29 protein-coding genes are annotated in these 23,383 nt (G+C 39.8%); 23 read left to right on the forward strand and 6 right to left on the reverse strand.

Annotated features, from left to right (window positions below; genetic code table 11):
* Window positions 1-4 precede the first annotated feature (4 nt).
* From MKY19_RS13740 to MKY19_RS13775, 8 genes are all read left to right on the forward strand, one after another.
* Window positions 5-220 (forward strand): helix-turn-helix transcriptional regulator, encoded by a 216-nt coding sequence (locus MKY19_RS13740; RefSeq protein WP_042127458.1) that lies wholly within the window; start codon window positions 5-7, stop codon window positions 218-220.
* A gap of 204 nt (window positions 221-424) precedes the next feature.
* Window positions 425-898 carry a DUF2975 domain-containing protein gene (locus MKY19_RS13745; RefSeq protein WP_339271072.1) on the forward strand — a complete coding sequence of 158 codons (474 nt, stop codon included), beginning with the start codon at window positions 425-427 and terminating at the stop codon, window positions 896-898.
* A gap of 10 nt (window positions 899-908) precedes the next feature.
* Entirely contained in the window at window positions 909-1,124 is a 216-nt protein-coding gene (locus MKY19_RS13750) for a helix-turn-helix transcriptional regulator (protein WP_042187934.1), read from the forward strand.
* A gap of 66 nt (window positions 1,125-1,190) precedes the next feature.
* A complete protein-coding gene (locus MKY19_RS13755) occupies window positions 1,191-1,964 on the forward strand; it encodes a DUF817 domain-containing protein (protein WP_339271074.1) in 774 nt (257 codons plus the stop codon).
* Window positions 1,965-2,031: 67 nt separating this feature from the next.
* A complete protein-coding gene (locus MKY19_RS13760; protein WP_339803604.1) occupies window positions 2,032-2,436 on the forward strand; it encodes a hypothetical protein in 405 nt (134 codons plus the stop codon).
* A gap of 109 nt (window positions 2,437-2,545) precedes the next feature.
* Window positions 2,546-2,944: an Rrf2 family transcriptional regulator gene (locus MKY19_RS13765; RefSeq protein ID WP_042127470.1), complete on the forward strand. Its 399-nt coding sequence runs from the start codon at window positions 2,546-2,548 to the stop codon at window positions 2,942-2,944.
* Window positions 2,945-3,018: 74 nt separating this feature from the next.
* Window positions 3,019-3,648 carry a class I SAM-dependent methyltransferase gene (locus MKY19_RS13770; RefSeq protein ID WP_339271078.1) on the forward strand — a complete coding sequence of 210 codons (630 nt, stop codon included), beginning with the start codon at window positions 3,019-3,021 and terminating at the stop codon, window positions 3,646-3,648.
* 56 nt (window positions 3,649-3,704) lie between these two features.
* On the forward strand, window positions 3,705-4,511 hold the full coding sequence (locus tag MKY19_RS13775) for a class I SAM-dependent methyltransferase (RefSeq protein WP_339803607.1): 807 nt from the start codon (window positions 3,705-3,707) through the stop codon (window positions 4,509-4,511).
* Between the two features lie 55 nt (window positions 4,512-4,566).
* Here MKY19_RS13775 and MKY19_RS13780 read toward each other — a convergent pair whose 3' ends face one another.
* The gene (locus tag MKY19_RS13780) at window positions 4,567-5,475 is read right to left on the reverse strand and encodes an aldo/keto reductase (RefSeq protein WP_339803609.1); all 909 of its coding nucleotides are present in this window, start codon (window positions 5,473-5,475) and stop codon (window positions 4,567-4,569) included.
* 163 nt (window positions 5,476-5,638) lie between these two features.
* Between MKY19_RS13780 and msrA the strand changes: the two genes are divergently transcribed.
* The 4 genes from msrA to MKY19_RS13800 all read left to right on the forward strand — a co-directional run bounded on the left by msrA (window position 5,639) and on the right by MKY19_RS13800 (window position 9,645).
* On the forward strand, window positions 5,639-6,151 hold the full coding sequence (gene msrA / locus MKY19_RS13785; protein ID WP_076194248.1) for a peptide-methionine (S)-S-oxide reductase MsrA: 513 nt from the start codon (window positions 5,639-5,641) through the stop codon (window positions 6,149-6,151).
* A gap of 172 nt (window positions 6,152-6,323) precedes the next feature.
* Window positions 6,324-7,514, forward strand: a complete 1,191-nt coding sequence (locus MKY19_RS13790) for a cell wall-binding repeat-containing protein (RefSeq protein ID WP_339803612.1) — start codon at window positions 6,324-6,326, stop codon at window positions 7,512-7,514.
* Window positions 7,515-7,534: 20 nt separating this feature from the next.
* The gene (locus tag MKY19_RS13795) at window positions 7,535-8,242 is read left to right on the forward strand and encodes a response regulator transcription factor (RefSeq protein ID WP_339803615.1); all 708 of its coding nucleotides are present in this window, start codon (window positions 7,535-7,537) and stop codon (window positions 8,240-8,242) included.
* Window positions 8,239-9,645 (forward strand): HAMP domain-containing sensor histidine kinase, encoded by a 1,407-nt coding sequence (locus MKY19_RS13800; protein WP_339803617.1) that lies wholly within the window; start codon window positions 8,239-8,241, stop codon window positions 9,643-9,645. The genes MKY19_RS13795 and MKY19_RS13800 overlap by 4 nt, the downstream gene beginning before the upstream one ends.
* A gap of 60 nt (window positions 9,646-9,705) precedes the next feature.
* Here MKY19_RS13800 and MKY19_RS13805 read toward each other — a convergent pair whose 3' ends face one another.
* Complete coding sequence (locus MKY19_RS13805; RefSeq protein ID WP_339803620.1) at window positions 9,706-10,254, reverse strand: PadR family transcriptional regulator; 549 nt, start codon at window positions 10,252-10,254, stop codon at window positions 9,706-9,708.
* Between the two features lie 152 nt (window positions 10,255-10,406).
* On the opposite strand from MKY19_RS13805, the gene MKY19_RS13810 reads away from it, so the two are divergent.
* Entirely contained in the window at window positions 10,407-11,855 is a 1,449-nt protein-coding gene (locus MKY19_RS13810; protein ID WP_339803623.1) for a DHA2 family efflux MFS transporter permease subunit, read from the forward strand.
* 66 nt (window positions 11,856-11,921) lie between these two features.
* Here the strand turns inward: MKY19_RS13810 and MKY19_RS13815 are convergent, their stop codons facing one another.
* Window positions 11,922-12,416, reverse strand: a complete 495-nt coding sequence (locus MKY19_RS13815; protein ID WP_076298958.1) for a DUF6803 family protein — start codon at window positions 12,414-12,416, stop codon at window positions 11,922-11,924.
* A gap of 128 nt (window positions 12,417-12,544) precedes the next feature.
* On the opposite strand from MKY19_RS13815, the gene MKY19_RS13820 reads away from it, so the two are divergent.
* Entirely contained in the window at window positions 12,545-13,225 is a 681-nt protein-coding gene (locus MKY19_RS13820; protein WP_042187950.1) for an HAD family hydrolase, read from the forward strand.
* A complete protein-coding gene (locus MKY19_RS13825) occupies window positions 13,222-13,818 on the forward strand; it encodes a GNAT family N-acetyltransferase (protein ID WP_339803626.1) in 597 nt (198 codons plus the stop codon). The genes MKY19_RS13820 and MKY19_RS13825 overlap by 4 nt, the downstream gene beginning before the upstream one ends.
* A 79-nt stretch (window positions 13,819-13,897) precedes the next feature.
* Here MKY19_RS13825 and MKY19_RS13830 read toward each other — a convergent pair whose 3' ends face one another.
* Complete coding sequence (locus MKY19_RS13830) at window positions 13,898-14,950, reverse strand: 2,3-butanediol dehydrogenase (RefSeq protein ID WP_339803628.1); 1,053 nt, start codon at window positions 14,948-14,950, stop codon at window positions 13,898-13,900.
* Between the two features lie 326 nt (window positions 14,951-15,276).
* Between MKY19_RS13830 and MKY19_RS13835 the strand changes: the two genes are divergently transcribed.
* The 5 genes from MKY19_RS13835 to MKY19_RS13855 all read left to right on the forward strand — a co-directional run bounded on the left by MKY19_RS13835 (window position 15,277) and on the right by MKY19_RS13855 (window position 20,089).
* Window positions 15,277-16,302, forward strand: a complete 1,026-nt coding sequence (locus MKY19_RS13835) for a LacI family DNA-binding transcriptional regulator (protein WP_339803631.1) — start codon at window positions 15,277-15,279, stop codon at window positions 16,300-16,302.
* 70 nt (window positions 16,303-16,372) lie between these two features.
* Complete coding sequence (gene cysK / locus MKY19_RS13840) at window positions 16,373-17,311, forward strand: cysteine synthase A (protein ID WP_339803634.1); 939 nt, start codon at window positions 16,373-16,375, stop codon at window positions 17,309-17,311.
* Between the two features lie 164 nt (window positions 17,312-17,475).
* Window positions 17,476-17,838, forward strand: a complete 363-nt coding sequence (locus MKY19_RS13845; RefSeq protein ID WP_339803636.1) for an acylphosphatase — start codon at window positions 17,476-17,478, stop codon at window positions 17,836-17,838.
* 70 nt (window positions 17,839-17,908) lie between these two features.
* Window positions 17,909-18,421, forward strand: a complete 513-nt coding sequence (locus MKY19_RS13850) for a hypothetical protein (protein ID WP_339803639.1) — start codon at window positions 17,909-17,911, stop codon at window positions 18,419-18,421.
* Window positions 18,422-18,547: 126 nt separating this feature from the next.
* On the forward strand, window positions 18,548-20,089 hold the full coding sequence (locus MKY19_RS13855) for a TPM domain-containing protein (protein ID WP_339803642.1): 1,542 nt from the start codon (window positions 18,548-18,550) through the stop codon (window positions 20,087-20,089).
* A gap of 106 nt (window positions 20,090-20,195) precedes the next feature.
* Here the strand turns inward: MKY19_RS13855 and MKY19_RS13860 are convergent, their stop codons facing one another.
* Window positions 20,196-20,642, reverse strand: a complete 447-nt coding sequence (locus tag MKY19_RS13860) for a hypothetical protein (protein WP_339803645.1) — start codon at window positions 20,640-20,642, stop codon at window positions 20,196-20,198.
* On the reverse strand, window positions 20,623-20,844 hold the full coding sequence (locus MKY19_RS13865; protein ID WP_042127498.1) for a helix-turn-helix transcriptional regulator: 222 nt from the start codon (window positions 20,842-20,844) through the stop codon (window positions 20,623-20,625). The genes MKY19_RS13860 and MKY19_RS13865 overlap by 20 nt, the downstream gene beginning before the upstream one ends.
* Before the next feature lie 185 nt (window positions 20,845-21,029).
* On the opposite strand from MKY19_RS13865, the gene MKY19_RS13870 reads away from it, so the two are divergent.
* Genes MKY19_RS13870 through MKY19_RS13880 form a run of 3 tightly spaced genes read left to right on the forward strand, consistent with a single transcriptional unit; the run spans window position 21,030 to window position 23,362 of the window.
* A complete protein-coding gene (locus MKY19_RS13870) occupies window positions 21,030-21,974 on the forward strand; it encodes an ABC transporter ATP-binding protein (protein ID WP_339803648.1) in 945 nt (314 codons plus the stop codon).
* Window positions 21,967-22,683: a hypothetical protein gene (locus MKY19_RS13875; protein ID WP_339271101.1), complete on the forward strand. Its 717-nt coding sequence runs from the start codon at window positions 21,967-21,969 to the stop codon at window positions 22,681-22,683. The genes MKY19_RS13870 and MKY19_RS13875 overlap by 8 nt, the downstream gene beginning before the upstream one ends.
* Window positions 22,661-23,362: a hypothetical protein gene (locus MKY19_RS13880; RefSeq protein ID WP_339247948.1), complete on the forward strand. Its 702-nt coding sequence runs from the start codon at window positions 22,661-22,663 to the stop codon at window positions 23,360-23,362. Before MKY19_RS13875 ends, MKY19_RS13880 begins: the two co-directional genes overlap by 23 nt.
* The last annotated feature ends 21 nt before the right edge of the window (window positions 23,363-23,383 follow it).

Genomic DNA, 23,383 nt, shown 5'->3' on the forward strand with positions numbered 1-23,383 from the left:
AACAATGGCGATTATTATTAATATTGACGTGATGCTGGCTAAAAGAAAAATGAGCGTAACCGAGCTTTCGGAGCGGGTTGGAATAACAATGGCTAACCTATCTATATTGAAAAATGGAAAGGCGAAAGCGGTTCGATTATCAACATTAGAGGCGATCTGCAAAGCTTTAGATTGTCAGCCTGGAGATATTTTAGAATACAAAAGTGACGAGGAGACTTAAGAAATAAATGAATAGTAGAGGCAGGGCTCTTTTCTCAATCTTTATGAGAAGGGGGCCTTTTTGATGTGCAATAATTGGAGGTGGAAAATAATAGGGGGATATATTAATGATAAAAAATAATTGTAATACAATCAATATATATTGAATAACGATAAATTATGTGATAAATTGAATCCAGATTATTAACTTTGTGAGGTGCAGTTTATGAAACGTGAAACACTCTTTTTAAAGATAGTTGTAATTCTTATTGGACTTCCGGTTCTTGCTTTGTGTATTTTTTGGTTACCTACGATACCTAACAAGGCAGCTGGAGATTATCCGGTGTATTTGGTTTATCCCGTTCTTATAGGGGTGTATGTAACAGTGATAGCCTATTTCGTAGCTTTATATCAGGCGTTAAGACTTCTAAGCTATATTGACAAGAACAAAGCGTTCTCAGAACTATCCATTAAGGCTTTAAAAAATATAATTTACTGTGCAATCATCATCAGTATCTTATATGCGGCAGGTATGCCACTTATTTACGAAATGGCACAGGAAGCCGATGCACCAGGTCTAATCGTACTTGGACTTGTCATGACTTGTGCTCCAATTGTGATTGCGGTCTTTGCTGCTGTTCTTCAAAAGCTCTTGAAAAATGCCATAGAAATTAAATCAGAAAATGACTTAACAGTCTGAGGTGAAAATAATGGCGATTATAGTGAATATTGACGTGATGTTAGCTAAAAGAAAAATGAGTGTTACAGAGCTTACAGAAAGGGTTGGAATAACAATGGCCAATCTTTCTATATTGAAAAATGGAAAAGCAAAAGCGATTCGACTATCAACATTTGATGCGATTTGTAAAGCTTTAGAATGTCAGCCTGGAGATATTTTAGAATACCTAATGGACGAGGATGCTTAAATCGTAATGAGTAATCGACTCCGCAGATTGAAAAGAACAGCATTGCCTGGAAAGGAGAGAGCATCATTGAAATCAACAACGCAGTTTCTGCATTTTGGCTATCATCAGGCGATGAGTTGCATATTTCCTATTGCGATCTTTGGGACTTTAGCTCTCTCTAACGTAATAGATCTGCCTTACATTTACCGATATGATGCCATTCTTATTATATTGCTTACCGTTCAATACCTTATGTACCGTACTGGATTAGAGACGTTAGATGAAATTAAAGTCATCTGTGTATTTCACATTATTGGTTTGCTGTTGGAAATTTATAAGATAAGAATGGGGTCATGGTCATACCCTGAACCCGGGCTAACCAAGGTGTTTGGAGTGCCACTGTATAGCGGGTTTATGTACGCGAGCGTCGCGAGCTATATGTGTCAAATTTGGCGTAGACTGAAAATGGATATGACGGGCTGGCCGGGAATTGCTGCTGCTGGATCGCTCGGAGCAGCTATCTATCTGAACTTTTTCACGCATCACTTCATTCCTGATTTTCGCTGGTGGCTAAAGGGGCTTGTACTCATTGTTTTTTGGAAGACTTGGATCATTTATCGGGTACGAAACACTACTTATCGGATGCCCTTGACACTGGCTTTTTTCTTAGTAGGTTTTTTTATCTGGTTAGCTGAGAATATCGCTACATTCTTTAATGCTTGGAAATATCCTGATCAGAATCAGGTATGGCATGTGGTTAGTGTCAGTAAGATCAGTTCATGGTTCCTTCTGGTCATTATTAGTGTCATTATAGTTGCTCAGCTTAAACATGTTAAAGCTAACCGTAACGCGAAAGAGTAGAGTATTGTCTTCAAAGGAAATAGTAGTACATGGAGTAAGAACAAATTAGTGATGAGGGGGAGATGAGATGGAATATACAGATTTAAAAGAATTGCAGGATGTGTTTTTCTTTGGTCTAATAGAGCCAGAGGTAAATCAACTAAGGTTATCTTTTTGTAAAAGCAAAGCTAGTGATATAGCTGAGCCTCTTATGGATGGTGAGAAAAGCTCTCCCATAATACAAGTTGATTTTCACTCCTATATTGCATATTCGATTAGAAATGAATTCTTTACTTCTTGGGATGATTACGAGGAATTTGACGGAAAAACATTTAGGATTTATAAGAAATCAAGGTATCTTGATTTTATTTCTAATGGAATATTCGCATCAAAGGATTTTCCAAAACCATATAAGCACTATGGGATCTGTTGTATTGACCATGTCGTTGATATTATTTCAACATCGGAACCAGTAGTAAAGGAAATTATATAGATCTGAATTTCTTTCCAGAGTATAGAAGAAAGCAGCTGATTGCACATGCTTGTCTTTTTTAACGATTAGAGTTATTATGGATTTTCAAAGTCGTTAATGGAGGTGCTGAATGAAATATTCCCAAGCGACAGACTATGCGCTTCATGCAATGCTTTATCTGGTGACGGCGGCGTCCGATAAGCCTGTAGGCGTTCAATTACTTGCTGAGAAGCTGGGTGTTTCACAAACCTATCTGTCCAAAATGATGACCAAGCTAGTCAAGGCTGGATTGATTCAATCTGCACCCGGTGCAAACGGAGGGTATCGTCTCAGACGGAAGTCCGAAGAGATCTCTTTTCTGGATATTATCCATGCGATCGAAGGGACTGCATCTTTGTTCGAATGTAGCTTGGATCACGGTAGCGAGTGCCTGATTCAACAGGTTGTTATTGACGCGGAAAGACAGATGGAGCAGTACTTGGAGAACAAGAAAATTGCAGATTTGGCGAAAACAATGAAGACGGAGTAAAGATCCGTTCTTTTTTGAATATAATTAAAGATAATATAAGTCCGTAATGACTTTAATATAAAGGAGAATGAAATATGACGGAATTCTGGGAATCAAGCTTTATAGAAAAACAAACGATGTGGGGATTTGAACCTACAGACTCTGCGATCGCCACTAAGGACTTTTTCCTTGAGAGGAATGTTAAAGACATATTGGTACCAGGGATTGGATATGGCAGAAATGCAAAGGTTTTTATAGAGAGTGGGATAAATGTAACGGGTATTGAGATTTCTCAAACAGCAATTGATTTGGCGAGGCAAAATGGAATTGATATTAGCATTTTTCATGGTTCAGTGAATGACATGCCGTATGATAATAACCTCTATGAGGGAATATTTTGCCATGGTCTTATTCATCTGTTGAATAAAAGTGAAAGAGAAAAGTTCATTAAGGATTGCTACAACCAGTTAAAGCCAGGTGGTTATATGATTTTTACAACAGTTTCGAAAAAAGCTCCTATGTTTGGAAAAGGTATTCTATTGGATAAAAATTACTACGAGACAGATTATGGCGTAAAAATATTTTTTTATGATGCTGAATCCATTACACAAGAGTTTGAAACCTATGGGCTAGTTGAGTTCTCTGAAATTGATGAGCCGCACAAGGACATGATCAATAAACCGTCGATAAACTTTTTAATGGTAAAATGTAAGAAAGAACTATAGAAAAATTTCGACATATCGAAGATAATATATTTCAAAAGAAGGCAGGTGTTATGTTGATGAGCAATATTATTGATTATTACTCTAGCTTTGATGAGTGGGGCAGGCTGGATAGAGAACCCTTAGAGTTCATTATTAATCTCCATTATATCAAGAAATATATGCCATCAGCTGGGAAGGTGCTGGATAATGGCGCGGGACCCGGTAAATACGCGATCGAACTGGCTAAGCTCGGATATACAGTAACCCTTTCAGATATCACACCTAAATTAGTTGAAGTAGCAACGGAAAAGGCAGCTGAACTAGAATTAACTGAGCGATTTGACGGGTTTCATAACTTAAATGCTATTGATTTAGAAGGAATACCTAATGAGAATTATGATGTTTCATTGATGCTCGGTCCTTTGTATCATTTGCAGAAGGAAGAGGAACGAATTTTAGCAGTAAAAGAGTTGCACCGCGTGACCAAGCAAGATGGCTTAGTATTCGTGGCTTTTCAAAGTCGAATGAGAATGACCATTAATTCGTTACAATCCCCGCAGCAGTGGAAACCGAACGATAATATGAACACCATCAATGAATTCTATGAGAGCGGAATCTTTAATCATAGTGACAAGGGCCGATTTACAGGTGCTTATTATTTTAACATTGATGAGATTCAGCCTTTCATGGAAAGGAATGGATTTGAGTCGATAGATTTAATTGGTTCATCAAGTATTGCAGCCATGTTATCTGCAGAGCAGCAACAGTATTGGACTCACCAAGAGGGGGAAGAGAGCTTGATTAACTTTCTCATATCCAAAGCAAATGATCCCTCAATCTTGGGCATCTCATCCCATTTGTTATACATCGGTAAAAGAAAATAAAAAAGAGCGCCAGTTTCTTAACTGGCGCTCTTAATTTTATAAATGACAGACTACTTTACAAATGTAGTGTGTAGCGGTTCGCTTTACTCAACCCGCGGATCATTTCGATTTCCTCCGAAGACAGTGGGGCTGACTTAGCAGCCGTTACATTATTCTTCAACTGCTCCATACTACTCGCTCCAGGAATAATAACCGCTACAGACGGATGACCAAGCGAATAATGAAGCGCAGTTTGTGCTAGGGGGCGAGTGTGACTCGTTGCGTGCACAAGCTGATCATGCAACTTCAAAATCTCCTCACTACTGTAATCTAAGTACTTCTTCGCTGCCTTGCTGCGGCCATTCTCCGAAAGGATGCCACCCGCCAAAGGACCCCGAGCTATTAGACTGATCCCATGCTCGGCCAGCAGAGGGAGGATTTCTTCCTCAGGACGTCGATCTAAAATACTGTATTGGCTCATTACACTGATTATGTTTGATTTTTTTACATATTCTCTAATGACATTAGGTCGAATAGAAGAGATCCCATAATATCGGATTAGACCCTCTTGCTTAAGTTCTTCAAAGGCTTCAATGGTCTCATCCATCGGATCATCGATCGTTCCGCCATGCAGCTGATACAGATCGATATAATCCGTTTGGAGGCGTCTTAGGCTGTCTTTGACTGCGGATTTAATATAGGATTTTGATGGATCCCAGCTCCAGCCTTCTTGACCTGGAATTCTGCGGTTACCCACTTTTGTGCTCAATATTACCTCACCGCGGCGGTGGCGAATCGCCTTACCAATGATCTCTTCATTACGACCCTCATCATACAGATCGGCTGTATCTAAAAAGTTAATGCCTTGATCGAGCGCTTCATGGACGATGGAAATGGCTTTAGCCTCATCCGTACCTAAGGACATGCAGCCGAGTCCTACTTCACTTACATATAAATCGGACTGACCCAAACGATTTTTATTCATAGGTTGTTCCTTTCTAATTCCGTTGTTTGTTATATTATAACGCCTTAAAGCATCGAATTCGAATGTAAATGAATGATTTCCTTTGACATTATAACCTAGAAGCATTATCGTCATAGCATATGTTATTTACTAGATGATGATGGATAGGGAGAGACTTGAACATATGGAACAAGCAATGTTTGCAGGTGGTTGCTTTTGGTGCATGGTTACACCGTTCGAGGAGTTACCAGGTATCCAAGGGATTGTATCGGGATATGCTGGAGGATTAACCGAGAACCCAACTTACGAAGAAGTCAAAACAGGAACAACAGGACATTACGAGGTGGTACAAATTACGTTTGATCCAGCGCTTTTTTCATACGAGAAGCTGCTTGAATTATATTGGCCTCAGATTGATCCCACGGATGATGGTGGACAATTTCAGGATAGAGGAACACAATACCGGACAGCCATCTTTTACTATAACGAAGAACAACGTTTAGCAGCCCTTGCCTCGAAGGAGCAAGTTGCTGTGAGTGGCAGATTCTCAGGACCCGTTGTGACGGAAATCCTTCCAGCGCCAACCTTTTATCGAGCGGAAGAATATCATCAGGACTATCATCACAAGAATCCCAAGCATTATAAAGAGGATCGTGAGCAATCCGGACGGGATACCTTTATCGCTAAACACTGGTAATTGTAGAAACGGAATTTCTAAAGTAAAAGAGCATCCTAAGTCGTTCATGGCTTACAGGTGCTCTTTTTGCATCATATACAAATTTTATATATTTTAAATTCTACATACTTTCTACACATTTATAGACTAAACTACTCTAAATTAAGCGAGAAATTAAAATGGAGGGTTTAAGATGAAAAAAATCATACCCATAGTTGCTGTAACATTGCTTCTAAGTGCAGTGTTAGCTGGCTGTCAATCGGGCAATAATGCCCCATCTGGATCAGATAAGCAAGCTTCTATATCGTCAGTGGATCAACCATGGATCGCATCAAAAAACACAACTCGTATAAACACTTCTGACCCGACTGCGGCAGCAGTTATCGTTTCACAAACCCTATGGACTGCACAGACGAAGAACAACAGACCTTCAAGTGTAGTATTAACGGATGTAAGCAATTGGCAGATTGCCGCGGTTAGTGCGGATTTGATCCATCATCCGAATAATGGCCCTATTCTTTTTACAACTAAAGAGGGTGTCCCTGAGGCAACGTTAGCAGAGCTTAAGCGATTGAATCCTTTAGGTGCAGAAGGTAATAATGGTGTACAAGTAGTGCTCGTCGGACCCATGGCTTCCAATGTCGAAGAACAATTAAAGACAATGGATCTGAAAGTAGACCGAATTGAAGGGGACGAGCCGGCAGCTGTAGCACAAGCTATTGATACTTATTATGCAAAAGCTTCCGGTGATCTTCCAAAGGCAGTCATTGTAGGTTCTATGGATAGTCCTGAGTACACACTGCCTGCAGTGAATTGGATCGCCCATATGCCAGAGCCGCTTCTCTATGTAACAAAAGATGAAATTCCAGATCCTACCGTTAATGCTTTGAAAGAGCGTGGAGGTTCGGCTACGATTTATATCTTAGGACCTGAAAAAGTTGTATCTACAGCAGTAGAAAAGCAATTACAGGAATTCGGCACAGTAACCCGTATAGCTGGAAAAGACATGTATGAGAATGCCATTGCTTTTGCTACTTTTAAGGACGCCAGCAACAGTTTCGGCTGGGGCATAACGACACCTGGACATAACTTGTCTTTGTTGACTACCGATTCAACGATGCTGGCGATCGCCGCTGCACCTTTTTCGCATTTAGGGAAACATGCACCGCTTATCTTTACGGAAAAAGACGGGTTGCCAGATTCCGTGATGGAATATATGATGACCCTTCAACCTAAATTTCAAGATTCACCAGCAGAAGGCCCCTATAATCATGCTTGGTTAACTGGGGACATCAACGCAATAAAAGGAAGTGTCCAAAGCGAAATCGATGATATGCTGGAAATCTCACCGGCGGCAGGAGGCAATCCACATTCCGGTCACTAGGCCACGAAGAGGTGAACAACTTGAATAAGCTTCAGGTACTGATCGTTGACGATGAATGGAACATGCGGAATTTAATTCGGATTTATTTAACAAGAGAAGGAATAACGACTAGAGAAGCGTCAACGGGGCATGAGGCACTCACTTTGCTGAATCAACAGAACTTTGATCTAATCCTGCTGGATGTGATGATGCCAGATATGGATGGCTGGCAGGTCTGTAAAGCCGTTAGAGAGGTAAGCTCTGTCCCCGTTCTAATGCTAACAGCTCGATCGGAAACTAAGGACAAGGTTCGTGGTCTCGGCATAGGCGCGGATGACTATCTCACCAAACCGTTCGAGCCAGAGGAATTAGTCGCAAGAATTTACTCTTTGGTACGGCGTTCAATGCTTACATCGACCCAACAACCTCTGAAAAAGGTTCTGAGCTACCCTGAGCTTGCGATTTACCCGGATGCTCGTGAGGTACATATTCTGGATACAGCAGTTGAGTTTACACTCAAGGAATTTGATCTGCTAACGGCCTTGGCACAAAATGCGCACCGTGTCTTTACGAGAGAAGAACTAGTGGAGCGTTTATGGGGCAATGATTATGAGGGTGAGAACCGTGTCATCGACACACATATTAAGAATATTCGCGAGAAATTACATAAGGCGGGTCTGTCTTATAATCCTGTTCAAACGGTATGGGGGTTAGGCTATAAATTTGAGATCCCAGGTAATCATCTATGAAGAATAATATGATCGGACTGAAGCTCGGGTCAGTTATTATGTCTGTTTTTTTAGTTGTTTTGTTTATTCTTGGGATAACGATAGACCGAATGTTTACCAGCTTTTATTACAACGAGATGCAAAAAGAAACTGAGGAGCTAACCTCGCATTTTATCGGAATGGCTGAATCACCGGATAGTTCTAACGAGCAGATGATGAGTACTTTTGCAGAGTTTTCGGACGTGAGTATATTTAATATTTCAAAAGACGGTAGTGTCATTCTCCATTCGGGTGTTCATGACCGCGCAGATCGTTCATTCATAAATGCTTCGGATATTAGTCGGATATTTGCCGGAAAAAGTGTGAATTTTGAGTATACAGATCCTACTGGACACAGATATTTCATCACTGGGAAACCAATTTCAAATGGTCAAACCATCCAGTCTGCACTATATGTAATGTCCTCTACAGAGAATATGAAGCAATCCTTGGCTTCTATCCGTAATCTATTGTTGCTCGCAGGAATTGGGGCCTTTATATTGGCACTAGGGATCACGGGAATAATTAGTTTGTTGTTATCCAGGCCGCTGATCAAGATGCAGAAGGCGACTAGAAAAATTGCTGCCGGTGAATTGGAAACGAGACTTTCCATACGGAGTAACGATGAAATCGGATTTTTGGCAGGAGCTATTAACGACCTTGCTATAGATCTGCAAAGATATAGGGACACGCGTCAGGAATTTTTAGCCAACATTTCTCATGAACTACGAACACCCATCACTTATTTGAAGGGGTATACTAAGGTCGTAAAGGATGGGCTTTATGAGACCGAAGGGGAACGAGATCTGTATTTGCATATTATTCACGAGGAAGCGCATCGGCTTGAGCATCTGGTAGAAGATTTATTTGAACTGGCAAAGATGGAAGAAGGTAAAATCTCACTTACGCTGGACTGGATAGATCTTAAGCACATGGCAGAACAAGCGGTACGCAGAGTGGAATTGAAAGCCAAAGAAAAGGGACTTCAGCTGAAGATTATGTATCATGGAGTTTCGTATAGGGTTCGTGGAGATGAAAAGCGTATGGAACAGATTATGATGAATCTTCTGGAGAATGCGATCCGTTATACGGATGAAGGTGAGATTACCGTCCATGTAGATGAGGATGTCGACGGAGATACCGTTTTATTTATTGTAGAGGATACCGGAATAGGTATTCCTGAGGAAGAACTGCCCTATGTCTTTGAACGCTTCTACAGAGTTGAGAAATCACGATCCAGGCAATATGGTGGTACAGGTCTTGGACTATCCATTGTTAAAAAGCTTGTAGAATTACACGGCGGTAAGATTCGAATTACAAGTCAGCCTGGAGTTGGAACCCGATGCGAGGTACGGCTGCCTAGATTAACAAAATCCGAAAAGTAAGAGCCAAAAGAGACTTTGCGTATGTACGCGAAGTCTCTTTTTAATTGTTGTCAGCTAACGCTATTTTGCTGGCTCAAGCTCTTCAAGTGCCCACTCGCAAAATTGTATAGAGCTCTCCATATCCAGCACTCGTTTCTGAATGAGTAAGTAGCGTCCAAAAGTGGTTGCTTTTAATTCACGACTCTCACTTCGTTCATCACGTAAGACTTCGTTAGCTTTCAGCAAGACCTTGTATCGTTCTAGCTCACTTTTACAAAACTCCGCTCGTTTTTGTAGAAGTTCTTTTGCCTCCTCGGGTTTGGAGAGCCATAGACTATACAGCTTAAAATGTAGCTCGTCCCGTAGGACTGGAGGCTCAGCTGGAGTTTCCACCCAATTCCGCAATTGCTCAATTCCTGCTTCCGTAATGGAGTATTCCTTTTTATCCGGCTTATCCGATTGCTCAATGAGCTGATATGAAATGTAACCTTGCTGCTCCATGCTCATAAGAAGAGGGTAGATTTGACTATGTCCTGCTCGCCATAACGGTTTTATATTCTGTGTTAATTCATATCCAGACAACGAGTTAGCACTTAGTAAAGCAAGAAGTCCATAAGACAGTGTATTCATTACTATGAAGCCCTCCAGTTATTATAAATCCGTTTTCATTGTGATTTTTGGCGATATGTCATCATTGACATATTATCCATACGATTATAACATTATTTAAGTTGAATTATATATGTAAAAGTAGACATATAAAAAAGATGAGGAGGGGTAGCATGGACGTTAAACAAGAAAGTAAAATTCATTTTTGGCCTATAATGATTGCCATATTCTTCGGAAACTTCGTCTCTGTCTTAAGTACAACGACCATCAACATAGCTGTTCCTCTTTTAATGAATCATTTCCATTCGAACCTGAACACTATGCAATGGATGGTTACAGGTTTTATGCTAGCAACGGGAGTAACTGCACCACTTGCCGGATATCTGGGAGGCAGATTTAGCTATAAGCGACTGTATCTATTCGCTTTGATGGGATTCACCATGTTCTCCTTACTCTGTGCAATAGCTTGGAATCCAACCTCTTTGATTGTATTTCGAATGCTTCAGGGGTCTTGCAGCGGGCTGATTATGGCCTGTACGATGACGATTATATTCCAAGTGATTCCAGCTGAACGCAGACCTTTCGCCGTGAGCCTATGGTCGCTATCCGCGATGGTAGCCCCAGCCATAGGTCCGACATTTAGCGGATGGTTACTTCAGTATGCTAGCTGGCACTGGTTATTTTTAATTAACATTCCCATTGGGATCATTGCTGTTATTCTAACCGTAACGTTAATTCCATACTATCGAATGAATGTTCCGAAATCATTTGATATTCCTGGCTTCCTAACTGTTGTACTGGGCAGCTTATCTTTATTAACCGCATTTAGCCAAGGCAATAGCTGGGGATGGAGCTCATGGAAGACCCTATCCTTAATACTTATGGGGATCGTACTTTTAGTTTTCTTCGTCTTGCACGAGCTGAAGGCGGAAGTACCATTGCTGAATCTGCGTGTCTTTCGAAATCGGCGCTTTACTGCCATGCTTAGTATCTATAGTTTGGTGACGATAGCAATGTATGCTGGAACTTACTTAACTCCATTGTTCTTACAAACGGTAGAAGGAGCAACAACACTTAAAACGGGGCTTATCTTATTGCCATCTTCGATTCTGCTGGCTTTACTTAGTCCAATCGTGGGTAAGATGTATCCAAAGTTTGGGCCTGTGAAGTTAATTTCTGCTGGTATTTTATTTATTTTCATCGGTTTATTCATGATGAGCCGGCTGCATACAAATGTTTCTTACAGCTTCATTATGTGGGCAATGGTTGTTCGGAATTTAGGTATTGGATTAGCTAACGTTCCGAGTAGCACGGCGTCTATGGAGGAAATTCCAGTCGAATGGTCAGGTCATGCCACATCGATCAACAACTGGGTTCGGAATGTGTTAAGCTCACTTGGGATTGCGGTGTTCACTTCTATTTTGTCCACAAGATCCTTACTGCACTCTAAAGAATTGATCAGTTCAGGTGCAGGTAATGCAGATTCGATAAGATTATTATCGTTCACTATGGGTGTGAATGATGTATTCGTAGTCGGCTCTATCATCGTGTTGTTTGGATTACCACTTATGTTTTTATTGCGCAAGAAGCGTAGTGTAATTTCTGTTCAAAGTGCGGGATAACCTTCGCATCACATTAGAAAAGCAGACCAAGGGCTTAGCCTTGATCTGCTTTTTTTATATGTTAAGTTAGTGCATCATGTCGCCCATTCCACCCATGCTGCCCACAATTTCCGGATTGATCATCCCGAATATCATCGCGATATGTGCTACAACCAAGAATCCACTGATGAGTATAAAATGAAGCTTCATTTTCTGTTCATCTGTTCGTTTACGAGCGATCAGACCAAGATCTAACAAAGCTAGCGGTAATAAGAAAAGCACTCCGCTCAAATAGAAGCCTACGGCTACCACGTCAACCCATGTGTGCCACTCACCATTCACTGACAAAGGGATGAATGCGGTAGGAAACAAGTAGAGGAATACCCCTGTGAAGTACAACCCCGCCAGAATGCTACAGAATTTGTTAAAGGTCCGTAAAGAGCCTTTTAGATTTTTGGTGAACAAAATAATAAACTCTGTAACGGTGATCGTCTCAGCAAAAATCACAGGGATCGCCATAAATAAAATCAAGTTCCAAGGCTGATTATCCGCTAGCAAAGACATATAATGGGTCATGTTCATAAAATACTCCTCCGATATATAAAAATAACTTTCGTACTGATCGTATTCGAGAAGTATGTGGAAAGTATGTAGAAACGAAGGTATTATAAATACATCCATTAATATCAATTGAGGGGAGCAAGACAGCAGTGGGAAGAGGACTACAAAGTATTTTATTTGATTTGGATGGTACATTAACGGACCCTAAAGAAGGCATAACAAAAAGCGTAGAATACGCATTGAACAAATTTGATATTCAGATCGAGCATTTGGATAAACTTCTTCCTTACATAGGCCCACCTCTTTATGATTCATTTATCGAGCTGCATCAGTTCTCAGAGGAACAAGCGCAACAAGCAGTTGTATTCTACCGTGAGCGTTACAGCACCGTTGGAATGCTTGAGAATATGGTGATTGATGGTATACCGCAATTGCTGGAAGACCTCAAGAATAAAGGATTTTCATTGTATGTAGCTACCTCCAAGCCTACTGTTTTTGCAGAACAAATTCTTGAGCATTATAAACTAGATCATTATTTTGAGCATATCGGTGGTAGTAATCTAGATGGCACCCGTTCTAAAAAGAAAGATGTGATACAGTACGTACTCGATCAGAATGCTATTCTTCCGGAGGAAGCTGTGATGATTGGGGACCGAGAGCATGATATTATCGGTGCTATAGGTTGTGGAGTAGAATCTATTGGTGTGACGTTTGGTTATGGACCTAAAGAAGAACTGGAGAATGCTGGGGCAGATCATATCGCTTATCGTGTAGAAGAAATTGCGGATATCATCCAACATATATCATTAAGAGAGCGGTGTGCGAAATGATCCAACCTCGTAATTCAATCTTGGAGGGCAGTACAGTCAAGCTGATTCCAATGGATGACAGCCATGTAGAAGGGCTAGCGAGAGTATTAAGAAATCCAAACATCTGGGAATTTACTTGGCGAAAAATAACGTCGGACGAGCAGGTACAGGATTTAATCACAACCGCATTCGCAAATCAAAACAATGAATCGCAAATTCCCTTCGTCATCATTGAAAAAGCTACTGGACAAATCGTCGGTACCACTCGAATCATGCATCCGGATTTGGTTCATCGCAATGCTGAAATCGGATGTACGTGGATCTCACCTGAATATTGGAGAACGAGTGTGAACACCGAGGCTAAGTCATTACTGCTTCACTATTGTTTTGAAGAGCTAAAGCTGATTCGTGTAGAGTTTACAGTGGTGAAGACTAACTTGAGGTCGCAAAGAGCGGTAGAACGATTAGGGGCTGTAAAAGAAGGGGTTCTACGCCAGCATAGAATTAGATCTGATGGTTCGATTCATGATAATGTTGTCTTTAGTATTTTGGATAACGAATGGCCATCGGTAAAAGAGAATCTGCACTATTTATTAAATGAGAAGTACTCATAATTATATAAAAGAAGCCAAGAGTCCCTCTCTTATGGAGAAGGACTCTTGCTCTATAGATCAGCCACTTGGCTGTTTATGGTTATTGTTTAGGACTTACAAGAATTTTCACTTGATTTTTTTCCTTCAAAAGCGCCTCGAATCCATGTTCAATCACTTCGTTCAATTTGATTCTTTTAGTTACCAGTTTGTCCGCAGGGAAGTAACCTTGTTCCATGAGACTAATTACTGCTGGGAATACATCACGGTATCCGATGATACCAGTTAAATTACGTTCTTTAAGTACGATGTTGTTTGGAGTAATCGTAGCATCTTTTTCAAAAATACTAACGATCATGATTTGACCACTTAATTTAGTGGAATTGATAGCTTGTGTTAGAACGGGAGGGACACCTGTGACTTCAAAAGCAACATCCACGCCGCCATCGGTACGTTTTTGAATTTCTTCAACCACATCATATTGTTTAGGATCGATTACAATACCACCAAGTTCCTCAGCTTTGCTCTTACGTTCTTCTGAGAGTTCAACAACATAAATTTCAGCTGCACCGGAAGCTTTCAAAGCTTCAATCACAAGCAAACCGATAGGGCCAGCGCCAAATACTACAGCTTTATCTCCGACCTTCAATTGACTGGAACGAACAGCATGCAGAGCAACTGCAGAAGGTTCTACTAGAGCGCCTTGCTCATAGGACAAGCTGTCAGGAATTTTGTGCACCATATGTTGGTCTACTGCAACGTATTCTGAGAATCCACCGCCGCCTCCAGCCAAACCTAGGAAGCCCATTTTTTCACAAAGATTGTATTTGCCTTGTCGACAAGCTACACATTCACCACATGCAAAAACTGGTTCAACGACAACTCGATCACCAACATTAAACTTGCTAACGCCTTGACCTACTTCAACGATTTGTCCAGAGAATTCATGTCCCATTACGACTGGCGCTTTTTCACCAGTAAGGGGATGATCTGTACCTTGGGGAATGAAAATAGGACCGGCTACATATTCGTGAAGATCGCTGCCACAAATCCCGCACCATTCTATTTTGATTTTCACTTTTCCTTCAAGTGCTGCTGGTTCTTCAATCGTTTCTAACCGTAGATCTTTGACGTTATGCCATCTTAATGCTTGCATATCATTCATCTCCTAGATTAATTAATTGATAATAAATAGTGTTTTGCTCCTGGAAAAGAGGAAACGTTTCCGAGAACAAATATGTCACATAATTTTCATATTGTCAAATTTAAATACTAAAATATTAATATCGAAAATTAGTGAAAAATTTCACCTAAACTTAGAGGTAGCAGGCATATATAGACTGTGTGGTACTTGCTATAAGTGCTTTTATAAGTCCATATATGTTATAATAAATACATTGCAAAAACGGCTTGAATGAGACGGATAGATTTAATAATAGCTATGATTACGGAAACGATTCCGAAAATGAGGGGACTATCAACTTGGCTAATAAAAACAAAGTAACCATAGAGGATGTAGCGAAACGAGCGGGAGTAGGTATTGCTACTGTTTCAAGAGCGATTAATAATTCGGAGGGAATTAGTTCCAAGACTAAGGCATTAGTACTGCAAGTGATTGAGGAGATGGGTTTTACACCTAATACCTCTGCACAAAGTCTGAAGATTCGCCAAACGAAGCAAATCGCTCTGGCCGTTCCCGACATTCGAAATGCCATTATTCCAGATATCGCCTGGTCCGTGGAGCAAGCAGCTAAACAGGACGGATATCGAGTCATTCAGATTAATACTTCCGGAAATCCGCGGACAGAGCTCGAAACGATTCGTGAGATCAAGAAATTACATGTTGATGGACTCATTATCATGCCTCTTGCTTATCCCAAGACTATGGTAGAGCTAATTAATAAATCGAGTGTTCCTGTCTCCATCATTAACTACGGGAAACGCATTACAGAGAATGTGAAAGCGGATGTCGTAAGCCTGTCATGTTTTGAGGGCCAGCTAATCATGGAACATCTAAGCAATATTGGCCGAACTAGAATTGCTTACGCAGGAGCTCAGAAGGATCTCATTGAAGATCGTTATCTTGCCTATCAGCAGGCGTTAAATCAAGTGGATATTTCTTTGGTTTATTTTGGAGAGGATTTCTCCTTGCAAACGGGGGTACAAGCTGCAGATTATTTCTATAGCCTGACCCATATGCCAGATGCAATATATGCTGTAAATGACATGGTCGCTATAGGGATCGTAAACCGATTTAAAGAGTTAGGCGTTCGTGTTCCTGAGGATGTGGCAGTGGTAGGGGTGGATAATAACGCATGGACAACCATTACAAGTCCGCAGATTAGTTCGGTCTCGATCATGGGAAATGAAGTCGCCCGTTTGGCTACTCAGCTTCTGTTGCAACGCATTCAGGATAATATTACGGGCGACTACCAAAGAGTACAGCTTGATCCGCGTTTAATTGTGCGAGAGTCTAGTGTTTCGGTTAAGCGTAGTACGACAGGTTGAAAATCCTCTAAATCCTGTTAGACTTAATACTAAGTAAGTTGATGGGGGAATATGAAATGAGGAGATTATTATGGCTAATATATATAAAAGCGTAACAGATTTGATTGGTAATACACCGTTATTGGAAATTTCGAAATATAGTAAATCTCAGAACGTTGAAGCAAAAATCCTTGCCAAGTTAGAGTCTTTTAATCCTGGAGGTAGCGTCAAGGATCGTATAGGTTATGCGATGATCAAAGATGCTGAGGATAAAGGCTTAATTCACAAAGATTCTGTAATTATTGAGCCAACAAGTGGCAATACCGGCATTGGCCTTGCAATGGCTGCGACCAGCCTTGGGTACCCGTTGATTATCGTACTTCCGGATACGTTCAGTATTGAACGCCGTAAGGTGATGGCTGCACTTGGTGCTAAGCTTGTATTAACACCTGGAGCTGAAGGGATGAGCGGTGCTCTGAAAAAGGCGGAGGAATTGGCAGCGGAAATTCCACATGCATTCATTCCACAACAATTCAGCAACCCAGCTAACCCTGAAATTCACAGAACGACAACTGCAGAGGAAATTTGGCGGGATACAGATGGAAATGTAGATATTTTTATTGCGGGTGTTGGTTCTGGAGGCACCATATCAGGGGTTGGGGAAGCTTTGAAGGCTAAGAACCCTTCTGTACAGATCGTCGCTATCGAACCGTTTGATTCACCGGTATTATCTGGTGGCCGGCCTAGTGCGCATGGAATTCAAGGGATTGGGGCTAACTTCATTCCGGAGATTTACAATAAAGAGGTTGTTGATGAGATTTTTCAGGTGAAGAATAAAGACGCATTTAATGTAGCGCGTGAAATTGCCAAGACCGAGGGATTACTTGTAGGGATCTCGTCTGGCGCCGCGGTATATACAGCTACAGAAATTGCTAAACGTCCAGAAAATAAAGGGAAGACGATTGTGGTGATTTTGCCTGATACTGGTGAACGTTATTTAACAACTACTCTGTTTGATTTTAATGAATAGCTTGAACCAACCTATGACTTGAAGTTGATACAAATTTGGAGGCTCAGCGGAATGCTGAGTCTTTTTGTGTATTTAGTAATTAAAGAGTGATCAATTCAGCCCCTTATTTTACCAATGGCTATGGTACAATATAGCATAAATCGTAGTAGTTCTAAAAAAGGAGTATGAAACGTGTGAATGTGTTCAAAAAAGTTAGAAATAATTATGTGATTTGGCATGCAAATCGTATTCAGTTACTGGATTTTCCTTCAAGTCCTGTCGTTAGAAAACAAATAGTTTTCTCGGGTAGAGTTCAAAACGTAGGATTCCGTTTGGAAATATATACGATTGCTGAAAGAATGAAATTAACGGGTAGGGTACAAAATTTAAACGACGGAAGTGTAGAGGTAGAAGTACAAGGAGAAGAGCAGCGAATCTCATTTCTAGTCCATTGCATGAAATCATTGAAACGGGCATCTGTGAAGAAAGTAACTATGAGTGATCTGCCTATTCATGAGAGTGAGAAAGATTTCACGATAGTAAAATAAGTACATATGGATTAGTAGAATTAAGAAGTAGATTATATTGCGCTAGATTAGGAAAATAGAGGAGAAAAACATGAATAGATTAATTGGGATTAAAGTTTCTCAGTTCATTCTTCTGATCATTTTAACAATCGCTTGCTTTATATATGGTATTGATATTATTGATCAATTCGATGGAAAGGTATTCAGCCACGCGGCTGTACCCTTTGGGTCCTCTTTGAGTTTTCTTTTTTTGTTGATTGGTGTGGGAATAATGCTTGGATTTTTAATCGAAGGGACATCCATGTTCAGTACAATCATTTTAATGTGGCCTTTAATACATATTGGCATCGTAATCTTCTCTTTTTTTGCTGGGCATTTACTTTGGAAATTACTCTTTGTAATAGCTCTTTATTCGTTTATAGATTTACCGATCAACTTAATAGGTGAAGGGATATCATTAGGATTTCAGATAAATCGATTATTATTCCGTAGAGATCAAAATAAATTATCAGAATTTTTCATAAGCATATTGATTAACCTAATTATTATTATTTTCATTATTATAGCTATATCTAAACCTGAAAGTGCTAATTTCTTTATGTGAATTTGGCGGCCGGGGCTTTATGTAACATCTGGATGTGTGGTTTATTGAATAGAACAAAATGGAACTATTGTGTAAACTGAGCGTAACCGATAAATAAAAGAGATTATGATAGAGCAGGAGGTACATATGAACTACAGAATTTTTAGAAAGATGCTTCTTACCACACTTGCCACCCTGATGTTAAGTGTTTTGCTTCTTCCGGTTTTAACTTCAGCCAAGACAGCTGTACCTAAGCATACTGGGTCATTTTATGTGAATGATTTTGCGAATGTGATCGACGAGAAAGCTGAGAATTACATGGTGAACTATGGAATTCGATTACATCAGGATACGGGTGCTCAAGTCGTAGTGGTGACAGTCGATTCTACAAATGGAGTTTCGATGGAAGAGTATGCAACTTCGCTATTCAATAGCTGGGGCGTAGGCTCTGCGGATAAGAATAACGGGCTTTTGCTACTGCTTTCTATAAAAGATGATGACTACTGGGCGGTACAAGGTAAGGGTATTGAGGACACGTTGCCTAACAGTAAGATTAAAGATATTCTCTCTCAATATCTTGAGCCGGATTTTGCAGCTAAAACTTATAGTAACGGTGCACGTAAAACTTATGGCGCTTTTATTCAAGCCATGGGTGGGACCTGGGTGGAAAATGTCGGCACTAAAAACTATGTATCAGATAATGCCGGTGTACTCAAAAAAGTAACAAAGGATTATTTGAATGAATCTAGCAACAGATATAAAACTACAACTGGCAGCGGAATTTATGTGGTTACTGTAAAGAACGCAGGAGATAAAACACTTCAGGATTATACCTACATGAAGTTTGCCTCCGTTGCTGCTGGCCCTAAGGATGTTATGCTCGTGCTAGACATAGGTGGAGACAACTATCATGTTCTGCAAGGGAAGGACATCGACAAGGTTCTAACTAATGATGCAATCAGCAATATTTTGGATACTGTACTTGAGCCCCAATTTGTGAAAAAAGATTACGGAACGGGAGCTACGGCAACTTCTAATGCTTTGTACAGCTTCTTATTGGCTAGAGCGGATCAATCCGTTGGAGCGACGGGAAACAGTGGAGGCACTACAGTCGCCAATTCTTCCTCAACAACCACTTCAGCAAAGGAGGCTAGTGTTAGTGTAGGCAAAGGTCTCCTAATATACTTATTGATATTTGCTCCGCTCATATTGTTCGGATATGGTCTTTCACGACGCAATAAATATATTGAAATGTACGGTTTGCCATTTAATCCTTATAGCCCAAGAAATATTCGGCGGTATGGGAATTGGTACGGTCAAGCGGATTACGGTTATGGTAGACGTTGGCACAGACGTTATAATAATCACTATAATAATCACCATCATCATCATAGAAACACACCATCAAATAACTCACAGTCAAGCTTCTGGGGAAACAGCGGTGGAGGCGGCTCTACTAGAGGTGGAGGAGCAGGACGATATTCCTCAAGTAACGAGAATCGTGGGGGCGGAGGTTCGAGTAGTGGCGGAGGTGCAGGTAGACATTCTTCTAGCTCTTCTAGCTCTTCCAGCAACAGCTACTCTAACAATGATAGTGGCTCTTCCGGTGGAGGAGGTTATTCCGGCGGTGGTGGATCATCAGGTGGTGGAGGTAGCGCCAGCAGTGGTGGTGGAGCGGGTAGACACTAAATAAATCATGCAATTAATAAGAGGTGCAAAGGAGCTGTCTCACAAGTAGAAATTCTACTACTGAGACAGCTATTTTAATTGGAAGGAGGGAGCTTATGTACCCCACTCAGTTTCTAGTATAAAACCATCTGAATAATGAAGACACGACTAACAGGACCACAAGAACACTTGCCAATGTGAAAAAGATAACCTGGTTGAAGAAAGATGAGATAATACTTCCAAATGAAAGCAACCAAATCATTAAATTTATAGTGGAGTTGTAACCTTTTAATTTAATACTTTGATTTCTTTCATCTTCTTCGTAAATCACCATTTCTTCAAGCGCATTTTCGTCTTTAAGCAGCTTTCTAAGCTGTATTATGTTCATTACACAGACGCCTTCAATACCAAAGAAAAATCCTGTGATATACGCATCAATAGAAGCAAAATCCGCCGTGGTAGTGAGCAATTTAATAATATAGGTACCTATTACAGCAAGTCCACCAATAACAGCGATAATTATTTTGGTACGTAAACGTTTTTGAATCCTCGCTTTATATTTTTGATTCATCATTTTCCTCCACCTCAGAGAAATCAAATACTTCCTCAATCGTTAATCCAAAATACTTAGCTATTTTATAAGCAAGGATTAAAGAAGCTGTGTATTTTTCATTCTCAATTGAAATAATGGTTAAACGAGTGACACGAACCGCTTTTGCTAATTCCTCTTGAGATATTTTTCGCTCTTTTCGCAATTCTCTTATTCTTGTTTTCATGTCATGCTCCCATGTAATAATTAATATCGAAAATTGCTTTCATGATGAAAACTTAAAACGACTACGTCGTACTTTCTTATTATATCAATAAAAAAATTTATCACAATCAAAATAAGTATAGTTAACTATACAATCAATGTATAGTCTGCTATACTTATTTTGTGTTTCATAGGGAGGAATGTGCGATGCGGAAAATTGAACTGAAAGATGTAAAAAAGACATTCGGGCGTGTAAATGCTATTAATGGATTGAGCCTTTCCATTCAGGCGGGAGATGTTTACGCCTTATTGGGACATAATGGAGCTGGGAAAACAACTACTCTTCGTTTCTTATTAGGACTTTTAGAGCCTGATGAGGGAGAGGTATCTGTATTTGGTTGTAATCCTAATCTAGAGGGTGACACTGTTCGTAAAATGTGTGGTGTTTTATCAGAAGACGTTGGGTTATATGAGCCTTTGAGTGTATATGATAACTTAAGTTATTTTGCTCAAATATATGGTATGAAACGTAGTGATTACGACAAACGAATAGACGAGCTATTGAGTGATTTTGAAATACTAGATAAGAAGCATTTGCCTGTTAAGGGCTTTTCTACAGGGATGAAGAAGAAGGTTGCTTTAACTAGAGCCTTACTTCACAAACCTAAAATCCTTTTATTAGATGAGCCCACGAATGGACTAGATCCAGTAAGCATCGATCATTTAAGAGTAATGCTGCATGATTTAGCACAAAAGTACGGGACCACCATTATTTTGACCACACACAATTTAGAAGAAGTAAAAAAGATCTGTAATAAGATCACAATAATGCGACATGGGAAAAACGTATATACTAACACAATGGCAGCATTAAAAGAGCAAGCCAATAGTAAAGTCCGTATTATCTGCAACCAAGATTTGTCCGCTGATTTGGAACGTCTTCATAAGGCGTTGTCTAGTCTTGAAATAAATATTGAATACGAGGTACAGCAAAACACCCTTATCGTTGAACTAACAGAAAATATTGCGATTTCGAAGTTGATCAAAGTGTTAGCCACATTAGAGATAGATGTGAAGAATATTGAAACTAAGGAATTTGACCTCGAAGAGCTGTATATGCAGGTAGAAAATGGTGAGAAACCAAATGAATGAAATAGAAACCGTCTTTAGGATGCAGATAAAAGAGTATTTTAAAGATAAAGGCGCTCTGATCTTTCATTTATGTGCTGTAGTTCTCATAGGGATCGTAGCTCCTGTGTTTCAAATGAACGATACTGTTTTGTTGAGCGGATCAATCTTATTTCCACTTACTCTGTTAAAGCAATGGACAGCCAATAGCTTTGCGGGTGAGAAAGAAATGAAAACGATAGAAACATTATTATCCTCACCAATTAAGAGCAGAAGCCTATTTTATGGAAAATGTATGTTTTGCATCGTTAGCAGTGGAGTTTGTTATTTATCCATATTCATTTTAATGCTATTAGTGAAGAGTTTCACATATGAGCCTTTTCAAATCAATTTTAGGGAATGGGTAGGTATGTTGATTCTATTTTTTCATATTTTATTAGCCGTCACTTTAATAGGAGTAGATCGATCCATTACTTCTGATGATATCCTGAAGGCGAATAGTAAGCTAAGCGTAGTTTTTTATCCGATTTATATTTATATTGTTATTCTTTTTAATTCATTTACTCAGCATTTGATGGTGGCTACTTATTTACTATCAGCAGTATTTTTAGTCGTTTTGGTAGGGGTTAACTCTTATTTTATCTTTATAAAAGTTAAGAAAATGGATCGTTCGTATTTTCTTGCAGAGTCATATAAGAAGGTAGGTGTTTTTGATGAAATCACAAATGTCTAGTGTTCTTCATCATGAATGGAAATATTTCGTAGCTTTAAAGCGATTTCGGTTTAGCATGCTTTTCTTAATCGTTGCACCAGCCATCTTTACGATGCTAGCCTATATTTATTTTGGCAAATTGAACTTTTATTATCCAATCATCATTATGGCTCTAGGTGTGCCTCGAATAACAGTAAATATGATCTCATATTCGATTGGAGGAGAAAAAGTATATAAGACCTTTGAATCTTTATTGTCAACGCCAATACGAACAGAGTCAATGTTCATTGGGAAGAGTATGATTGCAATCCTGATTTCATTAGTAATGCTGGTAGTGTCGTCATTGTTTACTTGGCTGAGCGCAAACTTCATCCAATATGTTTTCATGCATGAAACCAGCCTCATTTGGTTCTCAACAGCACAAAGTATATTAATCTTTGATAATCTTCTGATTTGCATATTCATGATCTTTATAACTGGAATATTATCCATGGTAATGCAAAAGCCACGACAAGGATTACATATTGCTTCAGCACTAAGCTTCTTGACGATGGTACCTTCTTTACTGGTTACATTTGGTGTAAAGCATCCATTAGAATGGTCAGCAGGGATTATGATTATTTTGCTGGGAATAAATCTATTCTTCATTTGTTATGTATTGCAGCGAATAAAGAGACCACAAATAATGGCGAAATTATAAAAGAGAACTAACAATCGTCGT

Origin of the sequence: Paenibacillus sp. FSL R5-0744, from assembly GCF_037972555.1 — a bacterium.
Lineage (GTDB): Bacteria > Bacillota > Bacilli > Paenibacillales > Paenibacillaceae > Paenibacillus_AQ.